11 protein-coding genes are annotated in these 16,164 nt (G+C 35.3%); 5 read left to right on the top strand and 6 right to left on the bottom strand.

Features of this window, described 5'->3' with window-relative positions:
- The first annotated feature begins 233 nt into the window (after positions 1-233).
- The 4 genes from N3F66_12315 to pelG are packed head-to-tail and all read left to right on the top strand — an operon-like array spanning position 234 to position 5,301.
- Complete coding sequence (locus tag N3F66_12315) at positions 234-1,655, top strand: diguanylate cyclase (protein ID MCX8124928.1); 1,422 nt, start codon at positions 234-236, stop codon at positions 1,653-1,655.
- Between the two features lie 8 nt (positions 1,656-1,663).
- Complete coding sequence (locus N3F66_12310; protein MCX8124927.1) at positions 1,664-2,503, top strand: hypothetical protein; 840 nt, start codon at positions 1,664-1,666, stop codon at positions 2,501-2,503.
- Complete coding sequence (pelF, locus tag N3F66_12305; protein MCX8124926.1) at positions 2,491-3,918, top strand: GT4 family glycosyltransferase PelF; 1,428 nt, start codon at positions 2,491-2,493, stop codon at positions 3,916-3,918. Before N3F66_12310 ends, pelF begins: the two co-directional genes overlap by 13 nt.
- A 6-nt stretch (positions 3,919-3,924) precedes the next feature.
- The gene (pelG, locus tag N3F66_12300; protein ID MCX8124925.1) at positions 3,925-5,301 is read left to right on the top strand and encodes an exopolysaccharide Pel transporter PelG; all 1,377 of its coding nucleotides are present in this window, start codon (positions 3,925-3,927) and stop codon (positions 5,299-5,301) included.
- 9 nt (positions 5,302-5,310) lie between these two features.
- Here the strand turns inward: pelG and N3F66_12295 are convergent, their stop codons facing one another.
- Complete coding sequence (locus N3F66_12295; protein MCX8124924.1) at positions 5,311-6,198, bottom strand: HDOD domain-containing protein; 888 nt, start codon at positions 6,196-6,198, stop codon at positions 5,311-5,313.
- Between the two features lie 228 nt (positions 6,199-6,426).
- Here N3F66_12295 and N3F66_12290 point away from each other — a divergent pair, with 228 nt between their 5' ends.
- On the top strand, positions 6,427-6,573 hold the full coding sequence (locus N3F66_12290; protein ID MCX8124923.1) for a hypothetical protein: 147 nt from the start codon (positions 6,427-6,429) through the stop codon (positions 6,571-6,573).
- On the opposite strand, the gene N3F66_12285 is transcribed toward N3F66_12290, so the two are convergent.
- The 5 genes from N3F66_12285 to N3F66_12265 all read right to left on the bottom strand — a co-directional run.
- Entirely contained in the window at positions 6,560-6,814 is a 255-nt protein-coding gene (locus N3F66_12285) for a DUF3343 domain-containing protein (GenBank protein ID MCX8124922.1), read from the bottom strand. The genes N3F66_12290 and N3F66_12285 overlap by 14 nt on opposite strands.
- Positions 6,814-7,956: an aminotransferase class V-fold PLP-dependent enzyme gene (locus N3F66_12280; GenBank protein ID MCX8124921.1), complete on the bottom strand. Its 1,143-nt coding sequence runs from the start codon at positions 7,954-7,956 to the stop codon at positions 6,814-6,816. The genes N3F66_12285 and N3F66_12280 overlap by 1 nt, the downstream gene beginning before the upstream one ends.
- A gap of 37 nt (positions 7,957-7,993) precedes the next feature.
- Positions 7,994-10,087 (bottom strand): acetate--CoA ligase family protein, encoded by a 2,094-nt coding sequence (locus tag N3F66_12275; protein ID MCX8124920.1) that lies wholly within the window; start codon positions 10,085-10,087, stop codon positions 7,994-7,996.
- Positions 10,088-10,251: 164 nt separating this feature from the next.
- Complete coding sequence (locus N3F66_12270) at positions 10,252-12,531, bottom strand: transglycosylase domain-containing protein (protein MCX8124919.1); 2,280 nt, start codon at positions 12,529-12,531, stop codon at positions 10,252-10,254.
- Positions 12,532-12,536: 5 nt separating this feature from the next.
- A partial coding sequence (locus N3F66_12265) for a hypothetical protein (GenBank protein MCX8124918.1) occupies positions 12,537-16,164 on the bottom strand: 3,628 nt, incomplete at its 5' end.

Here is a 16,164-nt window from a genome sequence, read left to right as displayed (position 1 = left end):
CTGCTGCACTGTTTGAATTGGTAGAAAAGTGGTAATGTAGCATACCAGTTATAATATAAAAAAGGCTGCCCACACTGGACAGCCTTTTTTATTACTTTACACTTTTACAATACCCTTATTTCCTTGACTTTTATTTAGTTATGTTATTCAATAAAATAACTAATAATTTTGTATATCATTTAACAATCAATTGATATATACGTCTATATACTATGAGCAGTATAATAACATCATTGAAAAAAATATTTCCTATTGAAATCATAACAGTCATAGCATGTATATTTATCATAAATATTATAAAGTATCCTGATGATATTGGATTTCTTTCTGCACACTATAATCCTTATCTTTTTATTATTGTATTTTTTTCATCGTTTTATGGCAAGAAATCAGGTTTTCTTACATTATGCATAACTACAATGTTTTTGCTAACTTTTATTATACTGAGTGATCTTTATCGTGATACGGATATATTGTATACTACCATAACTACCCCATCCCATTATCATCATCTATCTTCTTTACTGTTTTTATCACTTATTACTATTATAGTCTTAGGTGAAATACGTGACAATCTTGGGCGTGTTATTCACAATCAAAGAAATACAATCAAAGAGCTGGTTGAACAGACTACTAAGCTTAAACGAGAACTTGAAGCCATATCTATGGTAAATCAGGAGTATCAGGACCGCATTTTAGGTCAGCAAAACTCACTCATTTCCTTATATTCAACTATCATTGCGCTCAATACATTGAATCTGGAAAACATATATCCCAATATTCTCAACGCTGTTGTACAATTTACCGGTGCAGAACAATGTTCATTGTGGCAGTATGATCGTGACAACAAATCCATCCATCTATTGGCATATAATGGCTGGGACCAGGACAAAATAAATACTACGCCTTCTAATCTTGATACTGAAAACCTAATAGGATGGTCAGTTAGAAATAACACCATGTTTTCCATAAAAATGCTTCAAAAATATCAAAACCTTAAAGCACTAGATACTGGCAATTCAATTATAACTGTCCCCATTACCATTGACAACCATGTATGGGGTGCACTTAATATTGAAAAAATACCTTTTATAAAATATAATCTGTACACCGAACAGTTGCTTCTCATGATTGCAGACCTTGCTGCTCCCATTATTCGCAATGCTATACGCTACAGTTCACTTGTACACAGAGAAGTTGATCCCGTAACTGGTTTTAATTCAATAAGCGAATTTTATGAAGTTTTAAGAGAAGAATTTAACAATGCTCGGCGTAATAAATTACAACTCTCGTTACTTTTGGTTGAATACGTCAATAGTGCTGAAGTAGTTGAAAAATTCTCAATGCGTGACGCACTACTCATATTAAAGGAGATAGCTCAGCTAGTACAGCAACTTGCAAAAGGTAAGGTTTTCATATTCCAGTACAAGGAAACATTCCAGTTTGCTGCCATTTTGCCTAACATGGATTTTGATGGTACCGCAATGTTTAGCCTGTCTCTTATAGAACAAAACAGCAAAAAGAACTATTATGTAAAAGGTCAGATAGTTAATCCAGAAATTGTAATTGGCTATAGCAGCCTGAGGCCAAATCACCAGTCCCAAGAAGACATGATTATATTAGCCGACAATCTATTACTAATGCAAAAAATATAGGAGATAGCATGAGCAATACTCATCCTCATGATGATTTTATTTTTAACGATAACCAATTGATACTTGGTAGTGATACAATTCAATTATTTACCTTTGAAAACCCATTTGATTTCTTCCGCCATGATATCACAGAAAATCCCTATATTGTAAAAACACAGCATAAACTACGAAAAGCTTTTTCCGAAGGGCTGCTTGGCATAGAACATTACCTTATGGCTGCCACATCGCTTAGACCATTAATTGATGAAGCACAGGATCTAGATGAAATAACAAGGCTGTTTTCACAGCAAAAACTGGCAATGCGTCCCAACCCTCATTCAGTGCGGATACTTCGCTCAATGATTAAAGATCCTAATCCAGAAATAGCCCTGTATGCTGCTGAAGGCTTAAATACAATAGAAAATTCTTTCCTGGCAAAAATTGAAAAAGTAAAGAAGAAGTTAGCAAAAGCTTCACACTATACTTTTATCTATCATTATCTTTTAGGATGTTTGTATACTCAATTTGCTTTGCTTCTTGAAAGCCAAAAGCTAATCCAGAAATTTTATATCAAACAGGCTATCGATAATCTTTTAACAGCTTATTCATTACATCCAAAAAATAAAAGAATTAAATTAGCTTTAGCTGAAAGTTATTTGCTTAATGAAGACTTTGAACTTGCGCTGTCGCTTTATGGATATTGCTATTCAATTCATTATAAACCTGTGTACTGTTTGCTTAAGATGGCCGAATGCCATTATAACCTCAAAAATTATGATAAAATTAAAACAATTGCTTCAATTATTTCACACCATGATTATAGCAGCATAGATTACGCTGAGGTATTAATCTATCAATGGATTTTGTAGCAATCAATAAACCCGATCCATCAAAAAAAACAGTTTGCATTATTGCTGAAGGGTCTTACCCATACATAACAGGAGGTGTTTCGGCATGGATACAGGACATTATTTCAGGACTTACAAATTATAATTTTATTATTTTCGCTATCTCAGCAGAAGAAGACGAGCCAAAATATACTTTTCCTCCTAACGTTGTAGGTTTAGTTAACAAGCTTTTAACAAGCCCTGTTGAAAAGCCACAAAAAAAGATCCATCCATCTTTTTTTTCCTCTATAGAATCATTTCACAATGATATGATGCAAAAAAAAGATTTTTCTAAATTCAGAGAAATATTTAATTACATCAATAAAAACCATTATGAACCCGCATCACTTCAACGCCACCTGACAAGTTATAAAATTGTTGCCCAATATAATTCTGTACGAAATCCCCTTTATCCATTTTCCGACTATTACTGGGCATGGCGCGCATCACATGAATACATGATGAAGATTATGACATGGGAACTTCCTAAGGCAGATCTGTATCATACCATATCAACTGGGTATGCAGGGCTATGTGCTACTTGTGCAAAGATTAAATACAACAAGCCAGTTATCTTGACCGAACATGGGTTGTACAACAAAGAACGCGAGATAGACATTAAACGCGCTACCTGGGTAAAAGGATATCAGCGTGATATGTGGATAAATATTTTTAATGACTTAAGCACAATAACCTATGATTATTCCGATTGTGTTATATCACTTTTTGAAGTAAACCGGAATATACAGATAGCACAGGGAGCAAAGCGAGAAAAAACACTGGTAATTCCAAATGGCATAGAAATTGAGCGATACCTGGATTTAAAGAAAGAAACAAGGGAAGAATTTAGCATTGGCATTGTAGCACGAGTTGTACCAATAAAAGATGTAAAAAATTTCATTATAATGGCAAAGATAGTTGCAGAATCTATTCCTAACGTTAAATTTTATATCATTGGCCCTACTGATGAAGATGAAAGTTATTATGAAGATTGTGCCAAGCTAGTTGAAAATTTTCAGATACAGGATAAAGTGGTATTCACTGGTAAAGCTGATGTACGCCAATATTATAAATTTTTGGATGTTCTTGTCCTTTCAAGTATTCGTGAAGCACAGCCTTTAGTAATCCTTGAGGCATATGCAGCAGGAATACCCGTTGTTTCAACACGAGTTGGTAATGTCCCCGAAATGCTTGACTATAATGATATCCTTTTAGCGGATCCAAAAGATTCTGAAAAACTTGCGCAAGGGGTTATATATTTGTACAATAACCCCGATTACCGAAAAAAACTAATTGCTTCAAACAGGGATAAGGTTATTCGCTTTTACAATAAAAAAGATCTTATTGCTACTTATGATAGTCTCTATGCAAAATTCATAAGCATGTATACACAATGAGGAATTATGGCTGGTATTGGATTTGAATTATATAAAATATTGCACAAAGGCACATTGTCTTCAATTGTGCAAGCTTTCTTTTTAGGTATTATCATTGTGGCAGGACCATGGATACTATCAGTACTCACGATATACATTATTCAAACTTATTCATTTGAAGCTATATCTAGCAATCCTGCATTATTTACTGTTACAATAGTCTATGTTTATGCTTTTTCATTGTTCTTGTCAGGCGGTTTTCACTACGTATTTTCGCGCTACATAGCCGATCAACTGTATATTGAAAATTACAGGGAAATACCTTCCGCACTATTAACCGCAATTATTCTTATATCAATAATATCTGTAGTGCCGGTATCAGTATTTATTCTCTTTAACAATTTCTCATTTGTCCCCTATCATACTCTGTATATACTATCGCTGATAGCTCTTTTTATAATTATTAACATACTATGGATTATGTTGGTTTATATTGCATTATTAAAAGCATACTATAAAATATTCTTCAGCTATCTTGCAGGAACTATAGCCAGCATTGCAGGTGTCAAGTATTTGGGAAAAATATATGGAATTTCTGGTGCATTGTGTGGGTATACAATAGGACAGGCAATCATCGTTATTTTATTAATAATTATTTCACAACTTGCATATCCAATACAATCACTGACCTTGAATAGAGAATTTATATCTTCATTTAAAGAACATAAACGCATATTTTTAATGGGATTGCTTTTTAACATGGCTATATGGTCGGATAAAATGCTGTACTGGTTTTTATACGGCAATCATATCCCTAACACACTCTACTACTATTACATACCTTACGACATACCAGTGTTTCTGGCATATCTAACCATGATACCAGGGCTGGTATATTTTCTAATTATTGCCGAAACCGACTTTCATAAAAATTTCTTTGAGTTTATTTCAAATATACTACAAGACCCATTTAGGTACATACAGTCAAAAAAACAGAAAATGTTAATCTCACTCCAAAACGGCATTAAAGGCATTGTTTTTTTCCAGTCAATATGGACTGTTGGAATTTTAATTAAACTACCACAAATTTTGGATTTTTTAGGTTATGCACACACAATTAATCTTAGCATTATGAGAATTTTGCTTATAGCTGTGTTTTTCCATTTGCTTACACTTAATTGTACAATCTATTTGCTGTATATGGAATTACAATTTGAAGCTGCAATGGCTGCAGGTATCTATCTTTTATGCAATGTTGTGCTAACGTTAGTTTCAATGTATGCTATACACTGGCTTCCAGGTACAAGCTATATGATTGCTTCAATAGTATCTACAGTATATTGCACATATCACCTGTATAAAAAGGCACCAATTATTGATTTTATTATTTTTAGCAGAACGTAAATTAACTTTTTATCCAATAAGCGAAGTGCTCATTTTATATAATTCATCATTTTTTAGAGTTTCAACAATCTCACCTGTCAGATAGTTATAGTCATCCTGTGTAATATTCAATGCTTTGCTATATGCTTCTAATAACTCCTTATCGTTTTGTGACAAAGTTTCATTTTCAATTATTTTAGCCAAAATATTTGAAAGTCCCACTATTTGTACAGTTGTTTTGAATTTTGAGTCTACCTGAGCAACATGATGCTGTGCAACTGTATCCACTAGTTCAAGAGGAAAATTCCATTTATTCAAAACTATCTTACCTATATCCTGATGATTTATCTCAAATATTTTTTCTTCTATTTCACGTATATCCCTATACTGCATTTGATTAAGATATGCAATATATTGTTCATATTTTTCTTTATAATTTATCATCATGATTAGCCTGCCTACATCATGGAGCAAACCAGCAACAAACACATCCTCTTTTTTTTCATCATTTTTAATTCGTGTAGCTACATACTTTGAAATAAAAGCAGTTACAACTGAATGTCGCCATATCATGGAAGTTGAAGTTTTTGTAACAGTTGCAGCAGTGCTCTGCTGGTGTGATTTTACATTTTTACTGTAAATATTTGAAGCTGACACTAATAGAACCAGGCTTTTTACCATTTTAAAACCTAACAGTGTTAGTGCCTGCTGTAAGTTTGTAATCTCACGCTGGCGGGCATAGAGCGCTGAATTAGCAACTTTAAGTATTTTAGCTGTTAATGCGGGATCAAGCAGTATAATGCTCTCCAATTCTTTGAAGCTAATATCAATATTATCTTCCTGGATCTGCAAAATTTTAACGGCAACCTGTGGAAATACCGGCAAATCCTTAATGTCTATATTATCTTTATCAATCATGCAATCAATTACCTGTAGACTTAGTTATTAATATACAAATTTCTCTATTATTATCAACTATCGGCATTATAAAATAAATATATGATTATACTTTATTGTTACGCAGTAAAAATGTTACAATCATCACAATGTTTTATGCAAACTTACAAAAAAAGAATTTTATAGTTAATAGAATCATAATTTTTTACGACAATTATAGTAGAGCAATCTAATACATGGGGGTTTAATATGATTCATAATAATTTTGACATGAAACGCTGGAAATTAGAACAGATAAAGTATTTTAAAAAATACCAGAGTACATTTCCAAAAAACTCAAAAGAATATAAGATACTGGGTGAAAGCATTAAAAAGCTTGAATCTACGCTTGAGTAACTTCACTGAATAAATTTTCATCAATTTTTTTAAAGATCTTTTTTTCTACAGTAAGTTCACTAAGTAACTCAAGTATTCTGCTTATATTACTACAATCAAAACGTATTACCACCCCGCAATTGTGCGATATTTCCCGTGGGGTGGCCATCACATTCAAATCAACTCCCGCTGCAATCAGTACCTTTTCGGCTTTCATCACATCATGAACAGAGGGCAATAAAAGTACACAATAGTCAATCATCATACCTTTGTTATTGTTTCTATAGCTTTACAAAATACGTCAATATCGCCATTTTTGGTAAAGGCTCCAACCGATACGCGCACAGTACCATCTGGAAAACTGCCTATTGTTTGGTGTGCCAACGGTGCACAGTGCAACCCAGTACGCACGCAAATTGAAAACTCATCATTAAGACGCTGACCAATCTGGCTGCAAGAAATTTTTTCATGTGAAAATGAAATAACACCTATCTGTGTATTCAACGAATTGCTCCAATACAATTTTATTCCATTGATACTTCCCAAACATTCAACTATTCTTTGAATATATGTGAGCTCTTTTTCTTTAATTTCTTCTATTTGTGGATGTATATATTCAATACCAGCTTTAAGCCCCATGATGCCTGGCAGATTGAGCGTACCACTTTCAAACATGTCTGGTAAAAATTCAGGCTGATACTGGCTTTCGGATTTGCTTCCAGTCCCACCCATAATAAAAGGTTTTAAAGGTCTTTTTGTGTTGATTATTAATCCCCCAATTCCCTGTGGCCCATACAGTGCTTTGTGTCCGGTAAATGCGACAAAATCACAACCAATCGCTTGAACATTAATTGGAATTATTCCTGCACTTTGGGAAGCATCAATCAGTATTGCTGTTTTTGGATTTGCTTTTTTAACTTTTTTAACAATGGTAGCAATATCCAAAACAGCACCATTTACATTGGATGCATGATTTACAACAACTAGCTTTGTATTTTTCTTTATAAACGGTATAATGTCAGCGTTTACTTGACCATTATCACTGCATGGAACACATGATACAGTTATGGTTCCCTGTTGCTCACGATACCGCAAAGGACGCATAACCGCATTGTGTTCCATGGATGATACCACAACGTGATCCCCATCCTCAAGCAGTGAAGTAAAAACACAATTTATTGCCATCGTTGCATTTGCTGTGAAAATGACATTGCGTGAATCTGCAACATGGAAAAATTCAGCAACTTTTTCACGTGCTTCAAAAACTTTACGTGCAGCTTGTATTGCTAACGTGTGCCCGGAGCGCCCAGGGTTGGCGCAGTAATCATTAAGGCATTGTGCTACTGCATCTATAACCGATTTTGGTTTGGGAAAACTTGTTGCAGCATTATCAAGATAAATCATACGTTATACAGTAGCTTTCATTAGTTATACATTGAAATTAATGTACAATCTTTACCCTGATATCAAGCACCTGACAACCACTGTCAAAAACCCTTACTGGATTTAAGTCCATCTCTTTTACCTGTGGTGCTTGTGCCAAAAGATGTGAAAGCTTCCAGATAATATCTACATACGCATCAATATCTTTTGGCTTTTGCCCACGGGCCCCCTTAAGTAATGCAAAAGATTTTAATTTAGCAATCTTTTCTTTAATTTCTTCTTTTGGTGTAGGGCACAAAGAATAGGCAACATCCTTAAATACCTCAACATAAATGCCACCAAAACCATACAGTATCACTTGTCCAAAGGAATCATCATATTTACTACCCACAAACATATCGATGCCGCTATCAGCCATTTTTGAAATTCGGACTCCTTCAATTTTTGCATTAGGTTTGTGCGATAGTACATTTGCATGAATCGTTGCAAATGCCTCTCTTACTGCATCATCGCTGGCAACGTTTACAACCACACCACCAACGTCTGATTTGTGCAATATCTCTTTTGATACTAGTTTACATACCACCGGATAGCCAATGCGCTTTGCTATCGCCACCGCTTCTTTTTCCGTAGTGGCAATGTCTGATGGTGGAACCTGAATATCTATTGCTTTTAAAAGTTCCATTGCATCTTCACCAATTTCACCGGCATTCTTTTTAATCCACTGTTGTGCATTATCAAAAGACATAGTGCAGGGTTCATCCTTTTTTTGTTGTAGGAGCCTAGTATAAAATTTCATTTGGAATGCCATTGCACGAACCATTTCCTCTGGCGAATTAAATATTGGAAAATTTACCGTTCGTTTGACCTGCGCCATTACACGAGACAACCCAAGAAGGCAAATACCCAAAGGCTTTGCCGAAGACACAATTGCTCCCCACGTTTCCTTGGAAAGGTCGGCAAGGAACATTCGTGAAAACACATTTTCCCTATCAGGCATCTGAGGACGCTGGCTTACATAGACCGCACCATCAACATTTTCATTGTGCATAACCGAATACACAACATGGGCAGTAAAAGCTGGGTCATAAATATCGCCAAGATCCAGAGGATTTGAAAAATGGATTACGCCTGCATTTGAAAATTTTTGCAAACTCTGGTAAAATTCCTTTCCAGGATCAGCAAATTCAAAACCTGCCTGCTCACATAAATCTGCAGTCATGACAGCAAAACCGCCAGCAGGACTCATAACCATAATGCGTTTCCCACGCATAGGGGGTAATTTAAATGCTTTGGCCACTGCAAAAAAGTCATGATAGTTGTATATGCGTATAATACCTGCTTTTTCAAATGCAGCATTGAGAATTTCTTCATCATTGCTCATAGCAGCTGTGTGGCTCATAGCTGCTTTTTTCCCAGCCTGTGTTGTATTAGATTTATATACAACAATGGGTTTATTAATTTTTTCAGCAACTCTTATTAAATCAGCTCCTCGTGGTACACTTTCAAGATACATGCAGATTATGGATGTAGCGGGGTCATTCCCTAAATATTCCAGAAAATCAACTTCATCACAATCAAGTTTATTTCCAATACTGGCAAACTTGGCTATCCCTATATTTTCGTCCATGATTACGTTCCACATCATGAGGGCAACACCCCCACTTTGAGAAACAATTGACATACCACCAAACTCAGGCCTAAGGATTGGCACAAATGGTAAACATAGTCCATTTTCAACATTTGCCACAGTCAAGCCATTTGGGCCTACAAAACGTATTCCATATTTTTTTGCAGCTGCCACAGTTTGTTCAGCAAGCATTCGTCCTTCCTCACTGTATTCCGAAAACCCCCCACTTGGGATGGCCATCCATTTTACGCCTTTCTTTCCACATTCCTCAACTATTCCCGGTACAAATTTTGCCGGAATCAGTGCATACACAAGATCCGGAACCTCAGGTAATGCTTCAATAGATTTAAACATCCTGATCCCATCAACTTGTTCATCCTCACTTTTGGGGTTTACACCAAATATACGACCCCTGTATCCCCAGCGCAGCATGTTCTCTAACGTAAGTCGGGGTATATTATTTGGCCTGGATGATAGCCCTACAATAGCAACTGAATCAGGATAAAATAGTTTGTGCATCATAGTATCACCCTTTTATTATCTAATTATTTTTTTTAAAGATATTACATGGTTATGCAAAGTACATATTTTAGACAATTATTTTATTATTTTTTATTGCTATTATCCNTATTTTTCATAAGATAAGGCAGATTGTACATAACGTTGGCAATAAACATACTGCTCTACTAATCTAACACTATGATTCTTACACTATCCATTTGCTCATTGTCTTTAACTGTAATAGTATGTTCACCGTGTATAAGCCTCCATACTACTTCATTACCAGTTCCCACTGGATAACCATTCACGTACCACTTCACATTTTTCCCAGGTGCTTGTGCTTTTAAGGGTATAGCCTGAATATTCTTCCTTACAACCTTTTCAATTTTAAAAACTGATCCATTGTGAGGGAAGATAATTTTTAATTCTTTTGATTGTGCATAGAGTATTTTTTTCTCTTTTGCCCATTCTCTATATTCAACAGGAACAACAGTCTTGTTGTCTAAGTGCCATGTGCACTTCATAGTGGGGGTATTATCCTCATCATAATATTCAGTATATGTATCATGGCAATACTTATCTGCAACCATTCCTGATAATTTACATACCATTACTGCTTTAATTTTGCTTACAGGTTTAAACGAGGGAAATTCATATCCTGCATTCCATAAATACAGAAGTACATCTTTTAATACTATCCCTGCTCCTGACACTGCAGGCAGGTGGAACATGGGCTTATTATAAAGATTTCCCACCCATACCCCAATTGTAAATCTAGTATTGTACCCAGCAATAAAATTATCACGGAAATCCTTTGAAGTGCCCGTTTTCACTGCAAAAGGAAAAGGGAGATTAATTGCTGACTGTGCTCCAAATGCATCTACTTTATACGAATAGTTGGATAGGATATGTGATATTAAATAGCAGGTTGATGGTTTCAGAAAACGTTGAGGGGTTGTTTTTTGTACATAATGAACATTACCTTGTGCATCCTTTATTTTAGTAATAGCTACAGCTTTTGAAAATATTCCATTTCGAGGAAATATAGTATATGCATTGGCAAGTTCTATTAAGGTAACATCGGCATTACCTAGTACTATTCCTAAGCCATAATGTGTTGGTGAGCGCGTAATGGAGAAAAACCCTATTTGCTTTAAAAAATTATAGTATGGCACCAGACCTATTGCATTAACTACATAAACTGCAGGTATATTATATGAACATCCCAATGCTTTTGCCAGACGTACAGGCCCATGATAACTTTGGCTGAAATTCTTGGGAATATACGTACCAACTCTTGAATAAAACTGTGTATACACATCAGGCAAAATACTTGATGTGTGAAATATTCCCTTATCAAGAGCAAGCGCATAAGCAAATGGTTTCATTGTTGATGCTGCCTGCCGCCTGATTAGTGTTGCGTCTACCTGACCTTTGTCATAGTCAAAAAAATCAACGGAGCCAATCATTACTAAAATTTCCATGGTAGTATTATCAATCATAACCATTGCTGCATGCAATGCATTGCAATCTTTTATAATATCCAAAGAGTTTTGCATAACAGATAAGATATTTTTATAAAGGTGAACATCAAGTGTGGTATATATATGTACAATATCTTTATCCGGGAAAAGCTTCTTTGCCTGTGACAGCACATATAAGCAAAAAAGTGGTGCGGTAATGTTTTTGTCAGTATACTGTAATGAAATTTTTTTTTGCATATAGGTACTTAATTCAGAAGGGGAAATATGTAAAAATCCTGATTCATTTGCCTTTTGTAAAAGCCTTTTTGCATTTTGCACAATTATTTCAGGATTTTTATACGGGTTGTATCGTCCTGGTGATTTTACAATAGAAATAAGGAAAGCCGCTTCAAGAAGATTGCAATCTGTAAATGACTTACCAAAATAGCACTGGCTTGCTTTTTCAAAGCCATATATATTGTTACCCAAATACACCTCATTTATGTATGCAGCAAGGATCTCCCTTTTTGTAAAATGCATTTCTAATCGTATGGCTTCTATTATTTCTAATACCTTTGTCCAAATGGTATTCCTAAGAATTTCTTTTTTAGATTTTACAAGCTGCTGAGTAATGGTAGAGCCACCAGAAACCACACGCATAGCTTTTATGTTTTGATATATTGCTCGAGCAATTGCAGAAGGCGAAACACCATGGTGCAAATAAAATTTCCTATCTTCAGAAAACAATAGTAGCGCAATAAACTCTTCTGGAACCTTTTCAAAATCTATATACTGTGCAAGACCGCTTTTATCCCTTGCTATTTCCATCAGTACTGTGCCGTATCTGTCATAGATTGTTATGGGTAATCGGTTATGCGTGGCAAGGTAGTTTTGTTTATATGGGATTGCTATATAAGTAACTATCGCCATACAAAATAAGACAGCTAAAGCTTTTATAATACGGTATGGGCGATAGTTACTGAATAGTGAACACAGTTGCATGATACTTACTGCACTTTCACCTTATTGCTATAGTACTGTATTCCAAACACCTCAGGATTGTACATCTCCTCAACTTTACATGCAGGCAAAGCAAAAGTCCCTGTATTTGTTGCTCGTACTTTATACGTAATAGTGTGCTTACCCTTGCGCAGGAAATCAGCATAATATATAACTTTATCATTGTATTGTTCAAAGTGATTAAATGTTCCCCATGTATCATAGTCTTGTTTAAGGTTTGTAGTGGTAAGCTTTTCCTCGGTTACAAAAGAAACGTTAACAGGTTCAAGCCCTGCTGGGAGCTGATCATCTAGCACGGTTATACCTCTTTCTTTTGTGGTATACACTTCAATGTCAACAATATACTCTGCACCTTTTTTAAATGTATTTACTTCATCTTTGGTTTTAACATCTCTATATACTTTTGATACTTCAAACCCCATATCCCTGTTTGCTATTGAATCGTAGACTGGTATATACTGGTATCTGAATATATAATATACAATGCCAGTACCATTTTTTATAAACCGCAACGATTGAGTACCAAAATCAGCGGGGGTAATATAATAGTTTGTTGAGTATGAAACATTTTGATTCTGCATCAATTGTGAAATCAATTCTTTTTCATTATAAAGAATCTTTATGCTAAATTCAGGTTTTTGGTTTTCATACTTTTGCAAATATGTATTCAATGCCCACCATATCAACGCATTTGAATGCGTATTTCTCCATGCACATCCTTTACGTTGTGTTAATAAGTAATTCACAACTTTAAAGTCATTTTCAAAATGTACTCCAGATTCCAGCAGAGCTTGTAAAACAAGAGCGGTTGTGATGTCATTATCATAGTAAAAGTGATTCCAATTAGCATCATCTTTAAAGTACACATAACCCGACTCGGTGCGCATTGTTGAAAATAGTTTCTGGGACACTTCTTTAATCATTGACTGTTTAAATGCTGAATCTGCATACAGTGATACTGCTTTGAGCAAAAATGCATACCCTGAACTCATGCCTGAATAATTGTTGTTGAGTGAATTGTAGACAAGTTCCCAATCACTCTTGCTGGTAATGCCGTTTAGAGCAGCAACATAATGGGCAAATGATAATGTAAGATATTTATAACCTGATCCAAACCAGCTTTCCTCGTGTTTGAAAATAACGCCTTTTGTTACAAATTGCTTCACTGTTTCCAAAGCTTTTCTAAACACTGTTTCATCAATACTATAGCCACGTTTTTTTGACATAGTTAATACAAAAGTGGCATACACCGTCAAATAACTTGAAGTGTTTCCATAATCCGAAGTCCAATATGAAAAGCCGTCATTTTTAAAATAATCAGGCAATTTATCCAGTACTGTTTGGACAGTAGAACGCAAGTCTTGCTGTGATTTAACTTTTAGTAAATTTTTTTGTGCTATGATATCCTCACCAAGAATCAACGGAAGTATTTTTGACACTTTCTGTTCCAGGCAACCATAAGGATATTCAACCAGATAATCTAAGCTTCCCTTTAATTCTGCAAACTGGGAAGGACTTACATATACATTAACAAACGAAAGATTGGGAATAATGTTTTTGGAAATATTCAATTTATATGTTTTTGCATCTTCCTTTTTTGTGATCCTTCCATACAGTGCAACAGTTTCATAAATATTGGGTGCTTTTACAGGAATAGTGTCTGTTATACCATCGGTATATGCTCCTGCTTTTGCTTTGAGTATATATGTTGCAGTGTGATCATTTCCCGCAATAATTGGGAATAGCACCTCTGTTGATTGACCATTTTTCAATGTTATCTCTTTTAATTGTGATGATTTGCCATCTTTAAGTTTCATACCACCTTTTAGCTCAATCCCTACTGCAATCTTTTGTTGAGTGCCAGTATAGTTGAATATCAGTCCACCAGCATTGAAAAAATCACCAACTCGCACAAATCGTGTAAAAGTAGGTAAAACCATCAAAGGCTTTTTAACATCAAAGGTTGTTTCTCCATAACCAAACTTTGATTCCTGAGTATGAACTACAACCATTGCTTTAAAGCTTGTAATGTTGTCGGGCAACTTAAACAAAACCTGGGCCTTACCGTTTTCAACATTTACAGTTGCATTGTAATATGCAGTATACTTAATATCAGCCCTTGGCACAATCATTCCCATTGAAGCTATGCCACCATCACCTCCAATAAGCTCACCTTTTTCTTTTAAATACCGCTGTCCTAAAATTATTTGACGTACGTCAAAGGTGGTAACTGCAAGCGGGCGTGGCTGATAGAAAAAGTCTATAGGATCAGGAAGAACATAGTTTACAAGATTAAGTACCCCTCTGTCAGCCACTGAGATTGTAGCTTTGCCATTGACAGGTTGTCCCAGGTGATCAGTTACAATCATATTCAGTGTTACAGTATCACCAGGTTTATACTGCTTGTTGTCCGTATTTACTACAATATTTAATTTTTTCTCTCGTGGTATAACTCTTATATTTGCATAGCCAATATAGCATTTTGGCTTTGCCATATCTTCACCATCTTTTACTTTATTAAAACCACTTCTTCCCGTATAGAGCATCACACTTACATGAACATTAGGTATATACTCTTCAGTTATCTTAATGGGAATAGTTACAATACTGGATGTAGCAGGTACTTCAAAGTAGTCAAAAAACTTTTCTCGTTCTATTGTAACAAATGCTGTTGCATTTTCAAACGGATTTTTAACAAGCAGCATTGCTGTATCGCCAACAGCATAGTTCTTTTTATCCATTTCTACATCAACGGTTTCATCATCATTCATTCGCCACCCGGCTTCGCCCTTACCCACTATGTAAAAGTCCTGAACTGCATATTTTTGCTTATTTTGCGTATCATATAGCTCTGCAGTGAAGTATCCAGGTTCATTTATAACAATTGTCACATCCTTTTTTCCAATGCTGTGTATCTGAGAATATACATTAGTTTCAATGTTTTTATACTCCCACTGCAATCGCCCATTGACACCAGCTATCTGATATGATACCCATTGGTGCCGTTTAATTACAAGCAAGACCTGATTATTATCAACTACAGCATCATCGCTATTGACCGCAACTATCTGCACTGTCATGGCATTACCTGCATAGTTAAAGTACTGCGGCACCCTGATTCCAAAGTGAATTGGTTGCAACACCTGTATCCCAGACTTTGCACCAAAGACCGGCGAATCATCTGAAAGATTTGTTTTTGCTGTAATAAGTAGTTCACCATTTGTTATATCACTTTTTGCCCTCAGTGGAACATAAACTTTAGCTACTCCATTTTCGTTTGTCTTTGCTTTACCACTGGCTATCACAGTAGGTGATGGGCTATACTCATCATACTCATCATAATAATCATATATCTGGGTTGAAAATGAATAATCAGGGAATCGTTGACTTTTATACACAATTGGTGTTATAGATACTGTATACTCAATATCATTCATAACAGGTGCACCAAATAAGTACCACCCTAAAAGATCCAACCCTAATACTTCATTCCAGATATATTTTAATTTATCAGGATTTATCTTCATCTCAGCTTTAGCAGGTTTAAATTCCTCCACCTGAAAACGAATACTCTCATCAAAATTATATTCTTTATTATTGGCGGATGCCTCAATC

The organism is Spirochaetota bacterium, from assembly GCA_026414805.1.
GTDB lineage: Bacteria > Spirochaetota > UBA4802 > UBA4802 > UB4802 > UBA4802.
The sequence above is the reverse complement of the archived record's forward strand: the minus strand, read 5'-3'. Positions and strand labels throughout refer to the sequence as shown.